19 protein-coding genes are annotated in these 18,686 nt (G+C 56.5%); 10 read left to right on the forward strand and 9 right to left on the reverse strand.

Annotated features, from left to right (window positions below; translation table 11 throughout):
- Positions 1-45 precede the first annotated feature (45 nt).
- From yihX to fabY, 4 genes are read left to right on the forward strand one after another with little or no spacing between them, the layout of a single operon-like run.
- Positions 46-645, forward strand: a complete 600-nt coding sequence (gene yihX / locus BJP35_RS06910) for a glucose-1-phosphatase (RefSeq protein WP_014172238.1) — start codon at positions 46-48, stop codon at positions 643-645.
- On the forward strand, positions 639-1,520 hold the full coding sequence (locus BJP35_RS06915) for a virulence factor BrkB family protein (protein WP_014172237.1): 882 nt from the start codon (positions 639-641) through the stop codon (positions 1,518-1,520). Before yihX ends, BJP35_RS06915 begins: the two co-directional genes overlap by 7 nt.
- Positions 1,517-1,954, forward strand: a complete 438-nt coding sequence (gene dtd / locus BJP35_RS06920; RefSeq protein ID WP_047742333.1) for a D-aminoacyl-tRNA deacylase — start codon at positions 1,517-1,519, stop codon at positions 1,952-1,954. Before BJP35_RS06915 ends, dtd begins: the two co-directional genes overlap by 4 nt.
- Before the next feature lie 44 nt (positions 1,955-1,998).
- The gene (fabY, locus tag BJP35_RS06925; RefSeq protein ID WP_020883976.1) at positions 1,999-2,940 is read left to right on the forward strand and encodes a fatty acid biosynthesis protein FabY; all 942 of its coding nucleotides are present in this window, start codon (positions 1,999-2,001) and stop codon (positions 2,938-2,940) included.
- 28 nt (positions 2,941-2,968) lie between these two features.
- Here the strand turns inward: fabY and BJP35_RS06930 are convergent, their stop codons facing one another.
- From BJP35_RS06930 to fdnG, 5 genes are all read right to left on the reverse strand, one after another.
- Positions 2,969-3,883: an alpha/beta hydrolase gene (locus tag BJP35_RS06930; RefSeq protein WP_086462981.1), complete on the reverse strand. Its 915-nt coding sequence runs from the start codon at positions 3,881-3,883 to the stop codon at positions 2,969-2,971.
- A 265-nt stretch (positions 3,884-4,148) separates the two neighbouring features.
- Positions 4,149-5,078, reverse strand: a complete 930-nt coding sequence (gene fdhE / locus BJP35_RS06935; protein WP_086462982.1) for a formate dehydrogenase accessory protein FdhE — start codon at positions 5,076-5,078, stop codon at positions 4,149-4,151.
- Positions 5,075-5,710, reverse strand: a complete 636-nt coding sequence (gene fdoI / locus BJP35_RS06940) for a formate dehydrogenase cytochrome b556 subunit (RefSeq protein ID WP_014172232.1) — start codon at positions 5,708-5,710, stop codon at positions 5,075-5,077. Before fdoI ends, fdhE begins: the two co-directional genes overlap by 4 nt.
- Positions 5,707-6,609 carry a formate dehydrogenase subunit beta gene (gene fdxH / locus BJP35_RS06945; RefSeq protein ID WP_014172231.1) on the reverse strand — a complete coding sequence of 301 codons (903 nt, stop codon included), beginning with the start codon at positions 6,607-6,609 and terminating at the stop codon, positions 5,707-5,709. Before fdxH ends, fdoI begins: the two co-directional genes overlap by 4 nt.
- 12 nt (positions 6,610-6,621) lie before the next feature.
- Complete coding sequence (gene fdnG, locus BJP35_RS06950) at positions 6,622-9,672, reverse strand: formate dehydrogenase-N subunit alpha (RefSeq protein WP_086462983.1); 3,051 nt, start codon at positions 9,670-9,672, stop codon at positions 6,622-6,624.
- 383 nt (positions 9,673-10,055) lie between these two features.
- Between fdnG and fdhD the strand changes: the two genes are divergently transcribed.
- Entirely contained in the window at positions 10,056-10,892 is an 837-nt protein-coding gene (gene fdhD / locus BJP35_RS06955) for a formate dehydrogenase accessory sulfurtransferase FdhD (protein ID WP_047742328.1), read from the forward strand.
- Between the two features lie 114 nt (positions 10,893-11,006).
- Entirely contained in the window at positions 11,007-11,219 is a 213-nt protein-coding gene (locus tag BJP35_RS06960) for a DUF1471 domain-containing protein (protein ID WP_008501827.1), read from the forward strand.
- Positions 11,220-11,259: 40 nt separating this feature from the next.
- Here the strand turns inward: BJP35_RS06960 and BJP35_RS06965 are convergent, their stop codons facing one another.
- Positions 11,260-11,583, reverse strand: a complete 324-nt coding sequence (locus BJP35_RS06965; protein WP_040018299.1) for an AzlD domain-containing protein — start codon at positions 11,581-11,583, stop codon at positions 11,260-11,262.
- On the reverse strand, positions 11,583-12,242 hold the full coding sequence (locus BJP35_RS06970; RefSeq protein WP_014172226.1) for an AzlC family ABC transporter permease: 660 nt from the start codon (positions 12,240-12,242) through the stop codon (positions 11,583-11,585). Before BJP35_RS06970 ends, BJP35_RS06965 begins: the two co-directional genes overlap by 1 nt.
- A 104-nt stretch (positions 12,243-12,346) precedes the next feature.
- On the opposite strand from BJP35_RS06970, the gene BJP35_RS06975 reads away from it, so the two are divergent.
- The 4 genes from BJP35_RS06975 to BJP35_RS06990 all read left to right on the forward strand — a co-directional run bounded on the left by BJP35_RS06975 (position 12,347) and on the right by BJP35_RS06990 (position 17,446).
- Positions 12,347-12,895: a helix-turn-helix domain-containing protein gene (locus BJP35_RS06975; RefSeq protein ID WP_014172225.1), complete on the forward strand. Its 549-nt coding sequence runs from the start codon at positions 12,347-12,349 to the stop codon at positions 12,893-12,895.
- Between the two features lie 17 nt (positions 12,896-12,912).
- Positions 12,913-13,908 carry a substrate-binding domain-containing protein gene (locus BJP35_RS06980; protein ID WP_014172224.1) on the forward strand — a complete coding sequence of 332 codons (996 nt, stop codon included), beginning with the start codon at positions 12,913-12,915 and terminating at the stop codon, positions 13,906-13,908.
- Between the two features lie 104 nt (positions 13,909-14,012).
- Positions 14,013-16,136, forward strand: coding sequence for an alpha-galactosidase (locus tag BJP35_RS06985; protein ID WP_086462984.1), 2,124 nt, complete (start codon positions 14,013-14,015; stop codon positions 16,134-16,136).
- Between the two features lie 44 nt (positions 16,137-16,180).
- Positions 16,181-17,446 carry an MFS transporter gene (locus BJP35_RS06990; protein ID WP_025202744.1) on the forward strand — a complete coding sequence of 422 codons (1,266 nt, stop codon included), beginning with the start codon at positions 16,181-16,183 and terminating at the stop codon, positions 17,444-17,446.
- A 37-nt stretch (positions 17,447-17,483) separates the two neighbouring features.
- Here the strand turns inward: BJP35_RS06990 and rhaM are convergent, their stop codons facing one another.
- Both rhaM and rhaD read right to left on the reverse strand, forming a co-directional pair.
- Positions 17,484-17,798, reverse strand: a complete 315-nt coding sequence (gene rhaM, locus BJP35_RS06995; RefSeq protein WP_032679248.1) for an L-rhamnose mutarotase — start codon at positions 17,796-17,798, stop codon at positions 17,484-17,486.
- Between the two features lie 27 nt (positions 17,799-17,825).
- Positions 17,826-18,656, reverse strand: a complete 831-nt coding sequence (rhaD, locus tag BJP35_RS07000) for a rhamnulose-1-phosphate aldolase (RefSeq protein ID WP_014172220.1) — start codon at positions 18,654-18,656, stop codon at positions 17,826-17,828.
- Between the last annotated feature and the right edge of the window lie 30 nt (positions 18,657-18,686).

An 18,686-nucleotide genomic window follows, 5' to 3' on the forward strand; every position in this document is an offset into this window, starting at 1 on the left:
CTTTCCCGCTACAGTTACTTTTCCACGGCGAGCAGGAGATAAAAAATGCTTTATATCTTTGACTTAGGAAATGTAATCGTCGATATCGATTTTAATCGGGTGCTGGGCGCATGGAGCGACTTTAGCCGTGTCCCGCTGGCGACGTTAAAGCAGAGTTTCGCCATGGGCGAGACCTTCCATCAGCACGAGCGCGGCGAAATTAGCGATGAAGAATTTGCTGAACGTCTGTGTCATGAAATGGATGTGCCGTTAAGTTACGAGCAGTTTTCCCATGGCTGGCAGGCAGTGTTCGTCGCGATCCGCCCGGACGTGATCGCCATTATGCATAAACTCCGCGAGCAGGGGCATCGGGTTGTGGTGCTGTCGAATACTAACCGTCTGCATACCACGTTCTGGCCTGACGAGTATCCTGAGGTGCAGGCGGCGGCCGATAAAATCTACCTCTCCCAGGAGATGGGTATGCGTAAACCCGAAGCGCGTATCTATCAGGCGGTTCTGCAGGCGGAAGGATTCACCGCGGCCGATGCGGTCTTTTTCGACGACAATGCCGATAATATAGAGGGAGCTAACCAGTTGGGTATCACGTCAATTCTGGTGACCGGAAAGGAGACGATACCAAACTATTTTGCGAAGCAGTTATGCTAAAAACCGTTCATCAAAAAGCCACGCATCATACTCGTCCGCTCAGGGCGTGGCTGAAACTGCTCTGGCATCGCATTGATGAGGACAACATGACCACGCTGGCGGGTAACCTCGCCTACGTGTCACTGCTCTCGCTTGTGCCGCTGGTGGCCGTCATTTTTGCGCTATTTTCCGCTTTTCCGATGTTTGCAGATGTCAGCCTGCAGCTTCGCCACTTTGTCTTTGCGAATTTTATTCCCGCCACCGGGGATGTCATACAGAACTACATTGAACAGTTTGTCGCTAACTCCAGCAAAATGACGGCGGTCGGGGCGTGCGGCCTGATCGTCACGGCGCTGTTATTGATGTACGCCATAGATAACGCGCTGAATGCCATCTGGCGGAGTAAAAAGGCGCGGCCCAAGGTTTATTCCTTTGCGGTGTACTGGATGATCTTAACGCTGGGGCCCTTGCTGGCCGGTGCGAGTCTGGCTATCAGTTCGTATCTGCTTTCGCTGCGCTGGGCCAGCGATCTCAACGGCGTTATCGATAACCTGTTGCGTATCTTCCCGCTGATTTTATCGTGGCTCTCTTTCTGGCTGCTGTACAGCGTGGTACCGACCACGCGCGTGCCTAACCGCGATGCGGTCGTGGGCGCGCTGGTCGCGGCATTGCTCTTTGAACTGGGCAAAAAAGGGTTTGCCCTTTACATCACCATGTTCCCGTCTTATCAGCTGATTTACGGCGTGCTGGCGGTGATCCCCATTTTATTTGTCTGGGTCTACTGGACCTGGTGTATCGTCTTGCTTGGTGCCGAAATAACTGTCACTCTCGGCGTATACCGCGAACTTAAAAAAGCAGCAGAAGCTGAAAAACAACAAGAAGCAGACCAACCATGATTGCATTGATACAGCGCGTAACCCGTGCCAGCGTCACCGTGGAGGGAGAGGTGACGGGTGAAATTGGCCCAGGACTTTTAGTGTTGTTGGGTGTCGAAAAGGATGATGACGAACAGAAAGCCAACCGCTTGTGCGAGCGCGTGCTGGGCTACCGCATTTTCAGCGATGCGGAAGGTAAGATGAACCTGAACGTTCAGCAGGCGGGTGGCAGCGTGCTGGTGGTCTCCCAGTTTACGCTGGCGGCCGATACCGAGCGCGGCATGCGCCCGGGTTTCTCTAAAGGTGCCGCACCAGAACGTGCCGAAGCCCTTTACGAGTACTTTGTGGCGCGTTGTCGTCAACAGGAAATGAATACGCAAACCGGACGATTCGCTGCAGATATGCAGGTATCGCTGGTGAACGATGGCCCCGTCACATTCTGGCTCCAGGTATGAGCCAACTGGCGGCATGGCCGCGGGTAACAAGAGAGAGTACAGCTATGTATCACCTTCGAGTACCGCAAACGGAAGAAGAGTTAGAAGCCTATTACCAGTTCCGCTGGGAAATGTTACGCAAGCCATTACATCAGCCAAAAGGGTCTGAGCGCGACGCCTGGGATGCGATGGCCCATCACCAGATGGTGATGGACGAAGAGGGTAACCTCGTCGCCGTCGGGCGTTTGTACATCAATGCCGATAACGAAGCTTCAATCCGCTTTATGGCGGTTCATCCTTCCGTGCAGGATAAAGGCCTCGGCACCTTGATGGCGATGACTCTTGAGTCCGTCGCCCGTCAGGAAGGGGTTAAGCGCGTCACCTGTAGCGCCCGCGAAGACGCCGTCGAATTCTTCGCCAAACTCGGTTTTGTTAACCAGGGGGAAATCACCGCCCCGCAAACCACGCCGATTCGTCACTTTTTGATGATCAAACCCATCGCTACGCTGGATGATATTCTCCATCGCGCCGACTGGTGTGGGCAGCTCCAGCAGGCCTGGTATCAGCACATTCCCCTGAGTGAAAAAATGGGCGTGCGTATTCAGCAGTACACCGGGCAAAAATTCATTACCACCATGCCGGAAATCGGCAATCAGAACCCCCATCACACCCTGTTTGCCGGCAGCCTGTTTTCACTCGCCACGCTGACCGGCTGGGGGCTTATCTGGCTGATGCTCCGCGAACGCCATCTTGGCGGCACCATTATTCTGGCCGATGCCCATATTCGTTACAGCGCGCCGATCAGTGGTAAGCCGAGCGCCGTTGCCGATCTTGGCGCACTCGGGGGCGATCTCGACCGCCTGGCGCGCGGGCGTAAAGCGCGCGTACAGATGCGCGTTGAGCTGTTCGGCGATGAAACGCCGGGTGCCGTCTTTGAAGGTACCTACATCGTTCTTCCTGCGAAGCCGTTTGGCGCGTTTGAAGAGGGTGGAAACGAAGAAGAGTAGGCTCCGGCGTCCCGGCATGATTGCCGGGCTAATTCCCCGCGCCGATCCGTCTGGCAATATCCCTCAGAAGATCGCGCGCAGACGGGCTGACCCCGCCAAGCTGGAAAAATCCATGGATAACCCCCAGCCACCGCTGAGCCGTACACGTGACGCCTTGCTCAGTCAGGCGCTGATATAGCGCCTCACCTTCGTCGCAAAGCGGATCAAACTCGGCAGTAATGATGTGCACGGGAGGCAGGCCGCTAAAATCCTTTCGCCAGAGCGGGCTCGCTTCAGGATGCTGGCGTTCCGTGTTGGCCAGATAGAGCTCATATCCGCTCAGCAGCGTATCGCGGGTGATGACGTAATCCGCGCCGTTACGGGTATAACTTTCAAAATAGGCCGTGGCATCCAGCATCGGGTAGATAAGAATGAGCTGCGCAGGCTGCCAGAGTCCGGAAGACGTGAGCCGCAGGGCCGTCACCAGTGCCAGATGGCCTCCTGCGCTGTCCCCGCACAGGGTGATACGGTTTTTATCCACGCCAAACATATCCGCGTATTGCCAGACCAGATGTGCGCCTCTTTCTGCATCATCATGGGCGGCAGGGTAGGTATGTTCAGGAGCAAGTCTGTACTGGATCGCAATGACGCGGCAGTTGCCATAAAACGCTAACTGGCGCAGTTGATTATCGTGAGTATCGAAGCCGCCGCTGATAAAGCATCCCCCGTGGTAGTAGATAACGGTCGGCAGCTTTTCAGCAGCATCTGGCGGAGAGAAGACGCGATATGTGATGCCTTCGAGGTTCAGCGTTTCTACGTCAACGCGCGTTTCTGTCTCACCGGCAAGCGCCGTGCTGGCAATATAGCCTGCTCTCCGGTCATCAATACTTTGGCTACGCGCAGAAGGGCGTCCTGCTGCGATGAACGCCTTAACCAGCGTATCAATCCCTTTTTCGAGTGCCATGTGGGTCCCTTTAATCTGTATGAATATACAGTGTTATAACTCAGTTTGTTGTCGAGTGAAACAGGGAAAATGAGGCTGAAAACGATTCTGGAAAGCGGCTCGCAAAAGTAAACATGAATGTTAAATTTGGCTTTAGTCCTGAATAACGCACGTGTAGTTTGCCTGCACAGTGATGCTGGAAGATATGCGAGAGGAAGGCGAGGATGTTTCAGTCAACCAGATACAGGCCGGGCAAACCAACGTTGCCCGGCACTGTGAGTGGGGATTACTCCCCTTCACCCGGGAACAGGAACGGGTTAATAGAGCTGCGGGCAAAGCCCTCTTGCTCCATTTTGGCGTCCAGAATCAGCGAGGCGAGATCGTCGGCGACAGCTTCGACTTTCGGTTCTTTTTCCTGATAAAGGATCTTCAGGTAGGTACCGCAGTCGCCGCAGCTTTCAGCTTTGACCGCCGCGTCTTCATTTTCCAGCGACCAGTAGTTGAGATCGCGCGTCTGTTCGCAGTTGCTGCATTTAATGCGCACCACGTGCCACTCGGTTTCACACAGGTTGCAGTGCAGATAACGCAGCCCCTGAGTGGTACCGATCTGCACCATGCTGGACACCGGCATTGAGCCGCATACCGGGCAGTATTGACGCGCTTCACCGTATTCGGCGCGGGCTTTACCCGGGATCAGGCTGGCCATTTGCGCCCAGTAAAGCGACAACGCCGCCCAGATGAACGGCGCTTTATCGCTGCTGACCAGGGAGAAATCGGACGCAAACAGCGCGCTCGCCATCTCTTCCAGCTCCTGATCGGAGGCTTTTTCCAGATTCTCAATGACCGCCAGCGCGGTACCGCTCATCTCGGGTTTCAGCTCGGCAATCAGGGAGTGCAGCAGCGTATGCCAGTGCTTATCGCGCGGCAGAACGTGGATATCCAGCGGAGGCTTACCCTGCTCGCTGGCCTCTTTGATGCGCGCGGTCAGGTCAATTTGCAGCGGGTGGTCGTACAGCACCACTTCCTGCGCATGGGCAACCAGCGCGGCAAAACGCAGAAAATCGCCCAGTGGGTTGTTCTCTGCCAGCTCGCGCAGACGCTCTGCGCGGCGGTTATAGAGGTTCTTGAGTCTGGGGAATAACAACGGCGGAATATAATCCGCCGTGCGTTTCTCGCTCGAACCCAGCTCATCTTGCGGGATTATGCGAATACTCATTCAGATGACTTTTCCTGTTTCTGGCGGACCTCTCGGTACCAGCGCGGGTGATGTTTCTTCGCCCACGTACTGGTTACCCAGCCTTCCACCATCGCGGTAATGGTGCCTTTCACCCAAAGGGCGGCGTAAATATGCACCATGATAACCACAATTAACGCCACTGCGGCAAATGAATGCAGCATCAGCGCGAATCGGATCACCGGGATTGAGAAAGCAGGCGCAAAATACGGACGCCAGATGATCACGCCGCTCACCAGCAACAGGACCAGGAAGATAATCGCCGCCCAGAATACGCACTTCTGGCCGAAGTTATAACGCCCGGTATCACCCACTTCCTCGTTGACGACGATCTTACGAATATTCTTCGCCCAAAAGATATCATCCCGATTGATTAGGTTATGGTGCCAGTATCGGAAAAACATGATGATGAACGACGCGAACATGATGACGCCAACAAACGGGTGCAGTATACGCGCCAGCTGTGGTGTCCCCATGATCTGCATCAGCCAGTTGAAGGAGGGGAAGAAGAACCCCAGCCCGCTTATCGCCGCCAGCATGAAGCAGAAGGCGGTGACCCAGTGGTTAATGCGTTCCGGCGCGGTATAGCGCACGATGGTGTCACGTTTTTTCATTTGCGCACCTCGTCTTTCTCTTCATGCAGGTTGTCGTCTTCCTCTTCCGCGCGGTTCGGACCAACACCGACATAGTGGAAGATGCTCGCTGCGAAGGTGGCAGCAAAACCCACCGCTGCCAGCGGTTTCCAGATGCCTTTCCAGAACTTCACGGTCGCGCTGATTTCCGGGTTCTCCGGCAGGCCGTGATACAGATTCGGCTTGTCTGCGTGGTGCAGCACATACATCACGTGCGTGCCGCCCACGCCGGCCGGATCGTACAGGCCTGCGTTGTCGTAGCCACGGGTTTTCAGTTCGCCCACGCGTTCAGCCGCCAGCGTTTTCATATCCTCTTTGGAACCAAAGTGGATAGCGCCCGTCGGACAGGTTTTCACGCACGCAGGCTCCTGGCCGACGTTTACGCGGTCTACGCACAGCGTGCATTTGTAGACGCGGTTGTCTTCCGGGTTCATGCGAGGGACATCGAACGGGCAGCCCGCTATGCAGTAGCCGCAGCCAATGCACTGCTCGGACTGGAAGTCGACGATACCGTTAGCATACTGAATGATAGCCCCTTCTGACGGACATGCCTTCAGACAGCCCGGATCCGCACAGTGCATACAGCCATCTTTGCGGATAAGCCATTCCAGTTTGTCGTTCTGTTCCACTTCCGAGAAACGCATCACCGTCCAGGACTTGGCGGTCAGGTCAGCCGGGTTGTCGTACACCCCGACGTTGTGACCCACTTCATCACGGAGGTCGTTCCACTCAGAACAGGCCACCTGGCAGGCTTTACAGCCGATACAGGTGGTCACGTCGATAAGCTTCGCCACTTCCTGCTGGTGGTCCCGCGCCTGAGGCGCGGGCGTGAAACCGTTAGTCGCGGAACGACGGATAATGTCTTGAGATTGATAAGCCATAAGTCGTCTCCGTTACACCTTTTCCACGTTCACGAGGAAGGCCTTAAACTCCGGCGTCTGCGTGTTCGCATCACCGACGAACGGCGTCAGGGTGTTCGCAATGAACCCTTTCTTCGCCACGCCCTCATAACCCCAGTGAATCGGAATACCGATGGTATCCACCTGCTGACCGTGAACGTTCAGCGTGCGAATACGCTTGGTCACCACCGCCTTGGCCTTGATGTAGCCACGGTTAGAAGAGACCTTCACGGTATCGCCATGGGCAATATCGAGCTTGTTCGCCAGCTTCTCGCCGATCTCCACAAACTGTTCCGGCTGCGCGATAGCGTTAAGCAGCGCGTGCTTGGTCCAGTAGTGGAAGTGTTCGGTCAGACGGTAAGTGGTGCCCACATACGGAAACTTGTCTTTTTTACCCAGCGCGTCGAAATCGCCCTTAAAGATGCGGGCTGCCGGGTTAGAGACCACGTTCGGGTGCAGCGGGTTGGTGCCCAGCGGCGTCTCAAACGGCTCGTAGTGTTCCGGGAATGGCCCTTCCGCCATCTTATCGATAGCAAACAGGCGTCCCATCCCTTCAGGCTGCATGATAAACGGCCCGACATCGCTGCCTGGAGGGGCAGTACTGTAGTCCGGAATATCCACACCGCCCCATTTCGCGCCGTCCCATTTCAGCAACTGACGCTTCGGATCCCACGGATTACCCTGCGGGTCAGCGGAAGCACGGTTGTAGAGAATGCGGCGGTTCAGCGGCCATGCCCAGGCCCAGCCCAGCGTATTGCCGAGGCCTGACGGGTCAGCGTTATCGCGGTTAGCCATCTGGTTACCTTTCGGCGTCCAGCTACCGGCAAAGATCCAGCAGCCACTGGCGGTCGTGCCGTCATCACGCAGGTGCGCGAAGGTACTGAGCTGATCGCCTTTCTTCGCCAGCACCGTCCCGGTGGCCGGGTCGATAACATCTGCCAGCGCTTTACCGTTGCTCTCCATCGCCACTTCTTCCGGCGCTGGGTTTTCCGGCGTCGAGTAGTTCCAGGTCATGTTCAGCACCGGTTCCGGGTTCGCACCGCCTTCTGCCGCATACATCTTACGCAGGCGTAAGAAGATACCGGCCAGGATCTCGCCGTCGTTCATGGCGATGCCAGGGGCGTCCGCACCTTTCCAGTGCCACTGCAGCCAGCGGCCAGAGTTCACGATGGAACCGTTCTCTTCCGCGAAGCAGGTAGAAGGCAGACGGAACACTTCAGTCTGAATCTTCGATGGGTCAACATCATTCGACTCACCGTGGTTCTGCCAGAAGGTCGACGTCTCGGTGTTGAGTGGGTCAATCGTCACCAGGAACTTCAGTTTCGACAGCGATTCAACCACCTTGTTCTTGTTCGGGAAAGAGGCGACCGGGTTAAAGCCCTGGCACAGATAGCCATTCACCTTGCCCTGATGCATCATCTCGAAGTACTGCAGAACGTCGTAACCTTTGTCCCACTTCGGCAGCCAGTCAAAGCCCCAGCTGTTTTCCGCTGTCGCTTTGTCACCGAAGAAGGCTTTCATCATCGAGACGAAGAACTTCGGATAGTTGCCCCAGTAGTTCACCTGACCTTCGAGCAGCGGTTTAGGCGTACTGGCTGTGAGGTAGGTTTGCAGGTCGGTCTGTTTTTCGCTTGGCAGGTTCATGTAACCTGGCAGGCTTTGAGACAGCAGACCAAGGTCGGTCAGACCCTGAATGTTGGAGTGACCACGCAGGGCGTTCACGCCGCCGCCAGCCATCCCCATGTTGCCGAGCAGCAGCTGAACCATCGCCATGGTACGGATGTTCTGCGCGCCGACAGAGTGTTGGGTCCAGCCGAGCGCGTAGAGGAACGACGCCGTTTTGTCTTTCGCGCTGGTTTCGGCGATAAGCTCGCACACCTTCAGGAAGTCTTCCTTCGGCGTACCACAGATGTTTTCGACAACGTCCGGCGTGTAGCGGGAAACGTGCTCTTTCAGCAGGTTCCACACGCAGCGCGGATGCTGCAGCGTCGTATCACGCTTCGCAAAGCCTTTCTCGTCCAGCTCATAGTTCCAGCTGGTCTTGTCGTATTTGCGTTTTTCGGCGTCATAACCGCTGAACAGTCCATCTTCGAAGTGGTAATCCTCACGCACGATCAGGCTGGCGTTGGTATAGGCTTCGGTGTATTCGCGGTTATATTTTTCGTTGGTCATCAGGTACAGCAATACGCCTGACAGGAAAGTGATGTCAGTACCTGAACGAATAGGGGTGTAGAAATCCGCCACTGACGCAGTACGCGTAAAGCGGGGATCGATCACAATCAGTTTCGCACCGTTGTGGATTTTGGCTTCCATCGCCCAGCGGAACCCGACAGGGTGCGCTTCAGCGGCGTTACCGCCCATCACCACAATAAGGTTGGCGTTCTTGATGTCGACCCAGTGGTTGGTCATCGCACCGCGACCAAATGTTGGAGCAAGACTTGCTACCGTTGGTCCGTGTCAGACACGCGCCTGGTTGTCGACCGCGAGCATGCCGAGTGCACGCGTAAATTTCTGGGTTAAATAGCCGGTTTCGTTACTGGAAGCAGACGCACACAGCATCCCGGTGGAGAGCCAGCGGTTGACGGTGACGCCTTCAGCGTTCTTCGCAATAAAGTTGGCATCGCGGTCTTCTTTAATCAGTTTAGCGATGCGGTCAAATGCGTCTTCCCAGCTGATTTGCTGCCATTTATCGGAACCTGGCGCACGATATTCAGGGAATTTCAGGCGGCTTTCGGAGTGGATAAAGTCAACCAGGCCGGCACCTTTCGGGCACAGCGCGCCGCGGTTGACCGGATGGTCCGGGTCACCTTCGATATGGAAGATAGACGCTTTGGCGTTTTTAGCACCGTCGCCGAGGCTATACATCAACAGCCCGCAACCGACAGAGCAGTACGTACAGGTATTACGGGTTTCACGGGTGCGCAGCAGTTTATATTGCCGCGTCTCCGCCAGCGCTACACCGGGTGCAAAACCCAGTGCCGCCGCCGTGGTGCCTGCCATACCGCCAGCGCAGATCTTAAAGAACTGCCTTCTGCTGACCTGCATGGGTCACTCCTTGTTTCGACATTGCTTACATATGTAGTTTTGACTTCGCGGTTGAACGGTGACCGCAAAGGAGAAAAATTTGCGTTAATCCCTCAGTTCTACGAGGGATATCATCAGAATACCACAATGTCGGTACGCCTGTTCCAATGGCGTTAATACAAAGTGAACGTATTATCACTGTGTTGATTATAAAGTGTGACACGAGTCACATTATTGCCCCGGCATGTTAAAGGGCTGTATCACCGCCTCGGTTGCGCCTCTCCCAAATGAGTAGGTAAACTTGATGAGGATGGGTGCTGAAAAGTTGATCCATACTATGCGTATGGCCTGCGGTTTGTGATGCAATAGCAGGCTCACCTCCGTGGTTGTTCAGGAATACCGCTGTGTCTAAACAAAACCGTGTTACCCACTCGTCGCCACTGCCTGCCGGTATCGTGGAACTGTCGGTACACAGACCGCCCCACATTACCCACGCCACGCCTGATTTTCTGGCGGAGGAAGTGCCCGTTGCTCTGGTTTACAACGGTATTTCCCATGTGGTGATGATGGTCTCGCCGAAAGATCTGGAGCTGTTCGCGATTGGTTTTTCCCTTTCGGAAGGCATCATTGAGCACCCGCAAGAGATTTACGGCATGGATGTGGTGAAGGCCTGCAACGGCCTTGAAGTGCAAATCGAACTCTCAAGCCGCCGCTTTATGGGGCTCAAAGAGCGGCGACGCGCGCTGGCCGGGCGTACCGGATGCGGGGTTTGCGGGGTAGAGCAGCTCAATGATATCGGTAAGCCTGTCGCACCTCTGCCGTTTACCCAGACCTTCAATCTGGCCCATCTCGACCATGCCCTTGAACATCTGAATGACGTGCAACCTGTCGGCCAGCTGAGCGGATGCACGCATGCGGCGGCATGGGTTCTGCCATCGGGCGATATTGCCGGGGGGCATGAGGATGTCGGCCGCCATGTGGCGCTGGATAAACTGATGGGCCGCCGGGCGCGCGAAAGCGACCTCTGGCAGCAGGGGGCGGCACTGGTCTCCAGCCGCGCCAGCTACGAGATGGTGCAAAAGTCGGCGATGTGCGGCGTTGAAATCCTTTTTGCCGTATCGGCCGCGACCACGCTGGCGGTGGAAGTGGCGGAGCGCTGTAATCTGACGCTGGTGGGGTTCTGTAAGCCGGGAAGGGCGACGATTTATACCCATCCGCAGCGTTTAATAGTTAATCAGTAAATTTGAAAAAGAATAGCAAATCCTTCCGCTTTTAGTTGTTCATGATGAGGTCTACTATTTATCTCATCAAGGCACGGTGCCTTAAACAAACAACTAATTGAAAGGGTTTATATCATGAAAAGCATCAAAACTTTTGTCGCAGTAATCGCTCTGGCTACGTCTTTCGGTTCTTTCGCTGCACAGACTGTGACCGCAACCGCCTCTACCATTGATGGCGCAGAAGCGAAAATTGCTGCACAGGCTCAGGAAGCGGGCGCGTCATCTTACAAAATTACGCAGGCGTTTACGGGTAACCGCGTACACATGACCGCTGAACTGAACAAATAAGCTGCCACACCGTCGAAAGAGCGCCCCAGGGGCGCTTTTTTTATTGGATACCCGCCAGGCGCAGCATTGCAGTCACGACCGCTGCCGCCACGATCACCACAATTAACGGCATTTTTCGCCATGCCAGAAACACTGCAAACGCCACGCCCAGTACGCGCGCCATACCGGCAAAATGCTCACCTTCATAGAAGGTGGTCGCCAGCGCGACGGAAAACAGCAAAACCGTTGCCGCATCTGAAAGCAGAGCCTGAGAGCGGTCTGACAGCGCCAGTCGGTTGCCGAGTTTTGCCCCGCCGAGACGCATTAAATAGGTTCCCACGGAAAGCACGGCGATACCGAGAATAAAGACCGTCATATTCCCCATTATTTTTTCCTCGCAGCAAGACCCAGTAAAGAGAGCAGAACCGGTAAACCCACCGGGGCAAACGGCACGGCGGCCAGTGACAATGCAGCACCGCTGCAGGCGCGGATCAGGGTAGTGCGATTTTTAAAAGCCGGCACCACTAACGCCAGTAAAATCGCCGGGAATACCGCATCCAGCCCGATGGTTTCAAGGTCCGGCAACAGTTTGCCAACCATGGTGCCCAGCAATGTACCCAGCGGCCAGACGATCGCCACGCCTAAACCGCATAACCAGTATGCCGCCTTACGCTGTTCGGGCGTTTTTTGCGACAACCCGAACACCACGCTTTCGTCGTTCATAATGTGGCAACCCAGAAAACTCAGGCCACGTTTACCCACCAGTTCACGCACCGTCACTCCAAACGGTACATGACGTGCATTAACCAGTAATCCGGCAGCCGCCGCTGCCAGAGGGTTACCGCCGCTTGCCACAATGCCGATAAACATAAATTCAGAGGCACCCGCCAGCACGGTAATGGAGAGTAAAAACGGGACCCAGACCGGGAAACCGTAGGCCATTGCCAGCGAACCATAGGACATCCCGACGACGCCTACCGCGAGACACACCAGGATGATTGCTTTTATCGTGTCGCCTTTCAGGGTGGAGAGATGATGCTTCATACTATTTTAGCCATATCGAACGTATTTCCATTATAATGAACGCATCAGAACCGTTTTTCAAGGCGAACGATTCGTTCGGTTTATAGAACAAAGGGGCCGTTTTTATGACGCAGCCAATCAGCGTGATCGCTAAAAGTCTGGTGCGAGAACGCCTGCGAACCGGACTTTCATTGGCGGAAATCGCGCGCCGTGCCGGGATCGCTAAATCCACGCTGTCGCAGCTGGAGTCCGGCAACGGGAATCCCAGCCTGGAGACGCTCTGGTCACTCTGTGTGGCGCTGGACATTCCTTTTGCCCGTTTGCTTGAACCGCAGCAGCCGACCACTCAGGTGATCCGCCGTGGAGAAGGAACGAAGGTGGTTGCCGGACAGGCCAATTATGAAGCCATTTTGCTGGCGGCGTGCCCGCCGGGCGCGCGTCGTGACATCTACCTGTTACTCACCCAGCCGGGTGCCGACCGCATTTCTCAGCCACATCCGGCAGGCTCAGTGGAGCATATTATTGTGACGCAGGGTAGAGCGCTGGTTGGTCTGATCGACGCGGCGGAAGAGCTTGGCCCGGGGGATTACATTTGCTATCCCGCTGACCAGCCGCATATCTTTAAGGCCCTGGAGCCGGATACGCACGCGCTTCTGGTGGCTGAACAAAATTAACGCAGATACGGAAAATCATGTCGCTTAAAGCCATTGCCAAAGAACTGGGGCTGTCTGTTACCACCGTCAGCCGCGCCCTTAACGGGTATGACGATGTCTCCCGCGAGACGCGCGCCCGCGTCGAAGCGGAGGCTCAGCGCCGTGGCTACCGGCCAAACACCTTTGCGCGTCGCCTGAAGATGGGCAAAATCGACGCCGTGGGTCTGGTTTTTCCGGTGCATCCTGTTCCGCTCAATAACAGCGTCTTTATGGACATGGTCGGCGAAATTAGCCACGAACTGGCGCGACATGAAATCGATCTCCTGCTGATTGCCGATGACGATCTGGCGGACAAGCACAGCTATATGCGTATGGTGCAAAGTCGTCGCGTGGATGCGCTGATTGTGGCGCACACGCTGGATCATGACCCGCGGCTGGAACAGCTTCAGGCCGCCGGTTTTCCCTTTCTCGCGCTCGGGCGCAGCCAGCTACCGCAGCCCTATGCGTGGTTTGATTTTGACAACTATGCCGGCACGTATAATGCCACCCGCTGGCTGATTGAAAAGGGACATCGCCGCATCGCCTTGCTGGGTGAAAGCAACAATCAGGCCTTCATCACCCAGCGCCGCCAGGGTTATCTGGATGCGCTACGCGAAGCCGGGTTATCCAGCGAATGGCTGCGCGCCATGCCGCCTTCGCGCCGCGTGGGTTACGCCACGACGAATGAACTTCTCTCGCTGCCGCAGCCCCCCACGGCCATCATTACCGACTGCAACACTCACGGCGACGGCGCGGCCATGGCGCTGGCGCAGCGGGGTCTTCTCTGCGGTGAAAACGCCGTTTCGCTGGTGGTTTACGACGGCTTACCGCAGGACAGCATTGTCGATGTTGATGTGGCGGCGGTTATTCAGTCCACCCGCCAGGGCGTCGGGAAACAGATCGCTGACATGGTGCGTCAGTTGATTAACGGCGACGATATCGCTCAGCTTCAGGTGCTCTGGCAGCCAGAGTTCTTCCCGGGCCAGACGGCCTAAACACAGCAAAATTCCAAAGCCGATCACAGATCCGAAACGTTTTGGTTTGTACCCGAAACGTTTCGGATCAACACTCAGATCATCCCGATGACAGGAGAGGTCTGATGCACGATTCCATTTTTCGACTCGAAAGTAAGGCGGTTGACCTGGTGATAACCACGCACCCGTTCGCCGAAATTCTCTACTGGGGGCCGCACCTTCACCACTTTTCACCGCAAGATGTGGTAAGTCTGTCTCGTCCTGTGGCGAACGGCAGGCTCGACGTTGACGCCCCGGTGACGCTGATGGCGGAGCTGGGACACGGTCTGTTTGGTTCGCCCGGTATCGAAGGGCACCGCCAGGGGCTGGACGGGTCGCCTGTCTTTAAAACCACCCATGTGCAGCACCAGGGACAAACCCTGACGTTAACGGCGGAAGATGAACATGCCGGGTTGCGTCTGACCAGCGAGCTGGCACTGGATGCAAGCGGGGTACTGGTGGTGCGTCACGGTTTAACTAACCTGCGGGCGCAGGCGTGGCAGGTTGATCGTTTCGCCGTGACGCTACCGGTCGCTGAACGCGCGCAGGACGTGATGGCGTTCCACGGACGCTGGATCCGTGAGTTCCAGCCGCATCGCGTGAAGCTTGAACACGACAGCGTTGTGATTGAAAACCGCCGCGGCAGGACCTCTCACGAACACTTCCCGGCGCTGATCGCCGGTACGTCCTCATTTAACGAAATGCACGGCGACGTCTGGGGCGTGCATCTGGGCTGGAGCGGCAACCACCGCCTGCGTGCGGAAGTCAAAACCGACGGACGCCGCTATCTGCAGGCCGAAGCCCTCTACCTGCCGGGAGAAATGGCGATTGAAGAGGGGGAAACGCTCTGGACACCACGCCTGTATGCGAGCTACTCCGCACGGGGTCTGAACGGCATGAGCCAGTCGTTCCACCGGTATCTGCGCGAGAACGTTATCCGCTTCCCTGAAAACAAACCGCGCCCGGTACATCTCAATACCTGGGAGGGGATCTACTTCAGCCATGACCCGGCGTACATCATGCGCATGGCCGATGAGGCTGCGGCGCTGGGCGTGGAGCGTTTTATCATCGACGACGGCTGGTTCAAAGGCCGTAACGATGACCACGCGGCGCTGGGTGACTGGTACCTGGACGAGAAAAAATACCCGGACGGGCTGACGCCGGTGATTAACCATGTGAAAAAGCGCGGCATGGAATTTGGTATCTGGATTGAGCCGGAGATGATTAACCCGGACTCGGATCTGTATCGTGCCCATCCCGACTGGGTGCTGGCGCTGCCGGGCTACACCCAGGCAACGGGCCGTCATCAACTGGTGCTCAACCTGAATATTCCGCAGGCTTTTGATTATCTGGTCGAGCGCATGAGCTGGCTGCTGGGCGAACATGCCATCGACTACGTTAAGTGGGATATGAACCGCGAACTGGTACAGCCCGGGCACCACGGCAAAGCCGCCGCGGATGCGCAGACGCGGCAGTTTTATCGTCTGTTAGACGTGCTGGGCGAGCGTTTCCCGCACATTGAATTTGAGTCCTGCTCCTCGGGCGGCGGGCGAATCGACTATGAAGTCCTGACCCGCAGCCACCGCTTCTGGGCCTCTGATAATAACGACGCGCTGGAGCGCAATACCATCCAGCGTGGCATGAGCTACTTCTTCCCGCCGGAAGTGATGGGCGCGCATATCGGTCATCATAAATGTCACGCCACCTTCCGCCAGCACAGCATTGCTTTCCGCGGCCTGACAGCACTGTTTGGCCACATGGGACTGGAGCTTGATCCGCTCACCGTCGATGCTCAGGAGCGTGAAGGCTATCGCCATTACGCCGCGCTGCACAAGCAGTGGCGGGAAGTCATCCATCACGGTACCCAGTGGCGCGTGGATATGCCGGATGCCAGCACGCTGGCGCAGGGTATAGTGAGCGAAGATAAAACGCAGGGGTTGTTTATGGTCAGCCAACTGGCCATGCCGGATTACACGCTCATGATGCCGCTGCGCATGCCGGGGCTCGACGCGCAGGCGCAGTACCGCATCACGCTGCTCGACCACCCCAACATTCGACTCACCGGTGAGGGCGGGCACACGATGCGCAAGCTGCCGGCGTGGATGGAAACGTCCCAGACGGCCAGCGGTGAGTGGCTGATGCAGGCGGGGATCGCACTGCCGATTCTGGACCCGGAAACCGCCATTCTGATTGGCGTTGAACGCGTGTAAGGGTGATGGGCCGGGAGACTGGCCCTCCGTTGAGGATAAAAATAATGAACACAACAACCTGTACCCACAAAGACAACCCTAACTTCTGGATCTTCGGGCTGTTCTTCTTTCTCTACTTCTTCATTATGGCCACCTGCTTTCCGTTTCTGCCGATCTGGCTGTCGGATGTCATTGGCCTGAACAAAACCCATACCGGGATCGTATTCTCCTGTATCTCGCTTTCGGCCATCGCCTTCCAGCCCGTACTTGGGGTCATTTCGGATAAGCTGGGGCTGAAAAAACACCTGCTGTGGATTATCACGGTGCTGCTGTTTCTGTTCGCGCCGTTCTTCCTGTATGTCTTTGCGCCACTGCTGAAAACCAGTATCTGGCTGGGGGCGCTGAGCGGCGGTCTGTACATCGGTTTTGTCTTCTCCGCAGGTTCAGGCGCAATTGAGGCCTACATTGAACGCGTGAGCCGTAACAGCTTGTTTGAATACGGCAAGGCGCGCATGTTCGGCTGTCTCGGCTGGGGGCTGTGCGCTTCAACGGGCGGTATTCTGTTTGGCATCGACCCGTCGTATGTCTTCTGGATGGGGTCAGCGGCTGCGCTGCTGCTGATGCTGTTGCTGGTGGTTGCGAAACCGAAGCCAAACCAGACTGCGCAGGTGATGAATGCGCTGGGGGCCAACCAGCCGCAGATCACCGCCAGGACGGTCTTTAACCTGTTCCGTCAGCGCAGAATGTGGATGTTCATTCTGTACGTCATCGGTGTGGCCTGCGTGTATGACGTTTTTGACCAGCAGTTTGCCACCTTCTTTAAAACCTTCTTCGCAACGCCGCAGGAGGGAACGCGAGCCTTTGGTTTTGCCACCACGGCGGGGGAAATTTGCAACGCGATCATCATGTTCTGCTCGCCGTGGATCATCAACCGTATCGGCGCGAAGAATACGCTGCTGATTGCCGGGCTGATTATGGCGACGCGCATTATCGGCTCGTCGTTCGCCACCACCGCGGTGGAGGTCATTGCCCTGAAGATGCTGCACGCGCTGGAGGTTCCGTTCCTGCTGGTGGGGGCGTTCAAATACATCACCGGCGTGTTCGATACCCGTCTGTCGGCCACTATCTATCTGATTGGCTTCCAGTTTGCCAAACAGTCGGCGGCGATTTTCCTCTCTGCTTTTGCCGGGAATATGTATGACCGGATCGGTTTCCAGGAGACCTACCTGATGCTGGGCTGTTTTGTACTGGCGATTACGGTGGTCTCGGCCTTTACGCTGAGCAGTAAGCAGGAGATTGCGGCGCGCCGCGCTGCGGTTGAGGCAAACTAACGCAGGACGCTGCCGCGGATGCGGCAGCGTTAACGCTTTAGGGCAGGTAAAACACCGCTTTCAGTTCGGCACTCACCGGGCTGTTGTCGGGGTTCGAGGGCATTACCTCACCCATGTATTTCCACCAGCGCTGACAAACGTCGGTCTTTGCCACCGCGTTCCAGCGCGCTTCCGATTCAATCTCAACGCTCGCAAACAGCAGGTTACGCGCCTCATCGAGATAGATAGCGTAGTGGTGCGCACCGTGGTCTTTTAATACCGCCTCCAGCTCTGGCCAGATGGGGTTATGGCGACGCGCGTACTCGTCGTGCGCGTCAGGGTTCACCTGCATCACAAATGCTTTGCGGATCATCATGCCTCCAGCCGCTTTCGCGGGCCGCTATGGGTACAAATCCAGTGCCGACTGCATCGGCGTGACGCCAAAGCGTTTACCGAGTGCAATCAGCTCTTCCCGGGTGATGGTCTGCTTCATGCCGCCCATCGACAGGACCTTCACCAGCACCTCGGCGGACTTCTCGGCGGTATCAATCAGACCAAACGTTTCGTCGAGCGTCGGCCCGCTGCCGAATACCCCGTGGAACGGCCACAGCACCAGGGAGTGTGACTGCATTTCGATGGCGGTGGCCTGGCCGATTTCGTCGGTACCCGGCACCATCCACGGCAGAATGCCGACCCCGTCGGGGAAAACCACCAGACATTCGGTGCTGCCTTCCCACAGCTTCCGCGTGAGGTAGTCGCTACTGTTTTCCAGCACGTAGGTCAGGGCGATCAGGTTGGTGGCGTGACAGTGCATGATCACCCGGTCTTTGCCGTGGGTTGCCTTGATACGCTCACAGTGAGAGAGGAAGTGCGCCGGGAGTTCAGACGTGGGCACTGCATCGTCCGTCAGCCCCCAGAGGATGTGATAGCCTGCGCCGTCGCTGTCCACTCTCACCACACCGAGGTTGGCCTGCGGGTCGAGCTGCACGTTACGGAAGAATTTACCGGAACCGGTAACGATAAACGGCGTGCTGGCGAGCTGCGGCATTGGCTGGCTCAGGGCGATATAGCGCGGCTTCTGATGGAACTCGGCGGCGAACGGTTCAATGTCGGCATCATCCAGGCGCAGCGTCAGGTTACCGCCATTGCGCTCGTCCCAGCCTTTCAGCCAGGCGTCGGAGGTGGCTTTAATCATGCCCTGGACGAACCAGGCGTTAGTGATGGTCTGCATAGTGTTTCATTTCCCGTGATCGTGGTGAGC

It is taken from the genome of Enterobacter sp. J49 (assembly GCF_002148625.1).
GTDB lineage: Bacteria > Pseudomonadota > Gammaproteobacteria > Enterobacterales > Enterobacteriaceae > Enterobacter > Enterobacter ludwigii.

Excerpts from the sequence above, each read along its gene's own strand:
- yihX (WP_014172238.1), top strand. The coding sequence starts at position 46 with ATGCTTTATATCTTTGACTTAGGAAATGTAATCGTCGATATCGATTTT.
- BJP35_RS06915 (WP_014172237.1), top strand. The coding sequence starts at position 639 with ATGCTAAAAACCGTTCATCAAAAAGCCACGCATCATACTCGTCCGCTC.
- dtd (WP_047742333.1), top strand. The coding sequence starts at position 1,517 with ATGATTGCATTGATACAGCGCGTAACCCGTGCCAGCGTCACCGTGGAG.
- fabY (WP_020883976.1), top strand. The coding sequence starts at position 1,999 with ATGTATCACCTTCGAGTACCGCAAACGGAAGAAGAGTTAGAAGCCTAT.
- BJP35_RS06930 (WP_086462981.1), bottom strand. The coding sequence starts at position 3,883 with ATGGCACTCGAAAAAGGGATTGATACGCTGGTTAAGGCGTTCATCGCA.
- fdhE (WP_086462982.1), bottom strand. The coding sequence starts at position 5,078 with ATGAGTATTCGCATAATCCCGCAAGATGAGCTGGGTTCGAGCGAGAAA.
- fdoI (WP_014172232.1), bottom strand. The coding sequence starts at position 5,710 with ATGAAAAAACGTGACACCATCGTGCGCTATACCGCGCCGGAACGCATT.
- fdxH (WP_014172231.1), bottom strand. The coding sequence starts at position 6,609 with ATGGCTTATCAATCTCAAGACATTATCCGTCGTTCCGCGACTAACGGT.
- BJP35_RS06960 (WP_008501827.1), top strand. The coding sequence starts at position 11,007 with ATGAAAAGCATCAAAACTTTTGTCGCAGTAATCGCTCTGGCTACGTCT.
- BJP35_RS06965 (WP_040018299.1), bottom strand. The coding sequence starts at position 11,583 with ATGGGGAATATGACGGTCTTTATTCTCGGTATCGCCGTGCTTTCCGTG.
- BJP35_RS06970 (WP_014172226.1), bottom strand. The coding sequence starts at position 12,242 with ATGAAGCATCATCTCTCCACCCTGAAAGGCGACACGATAAAAGCAATC.
- BJP35_RS06975 (WP_014172225.1), top strand. The coding sequence starts at position 12,347 with ATGACGCAGCCAATCAGCGTGATCGCTAAAAGTCTGGTGCGAGAACGC.
- BJP35_RS06980 (WP_014172224.1), top strand. The coding sequence starts at position 12,913 with ATGTCGCTTAAAGCCATTGCCAAAGAACTGGGGCTGTCTGTTACCACC.
- BJP35_RS06985 (WP_086462984.1), top strand. The coding sequence starts at position 14,013 with ATGCACGATTCCATTTTTCGACTCGAAAGTAAGGCGGTTGACCTGGTG.
- BJP35_RS06990 (WP_025202744.1), top strand. The coding sequence starts at position 16,181 with ATGAACACAACAACCTGTACCCACAAAGACAACCCTAACTTCTGGATC.
- rhaM (WP_032679248.1), bottom strand. The coding sequence starts at position 17,798 with ATGATCCGCAAAGCATTTGTGATGCAGGTGAACCCTGACGCGCACGAC.
- rhaD (WP_014172220.1), bottom strand. The coding sequence starts at position 18,656 with ATGCAGACCATCACTAACGCCTGGTTCGTCCAGGGCATGATTAAAGCC.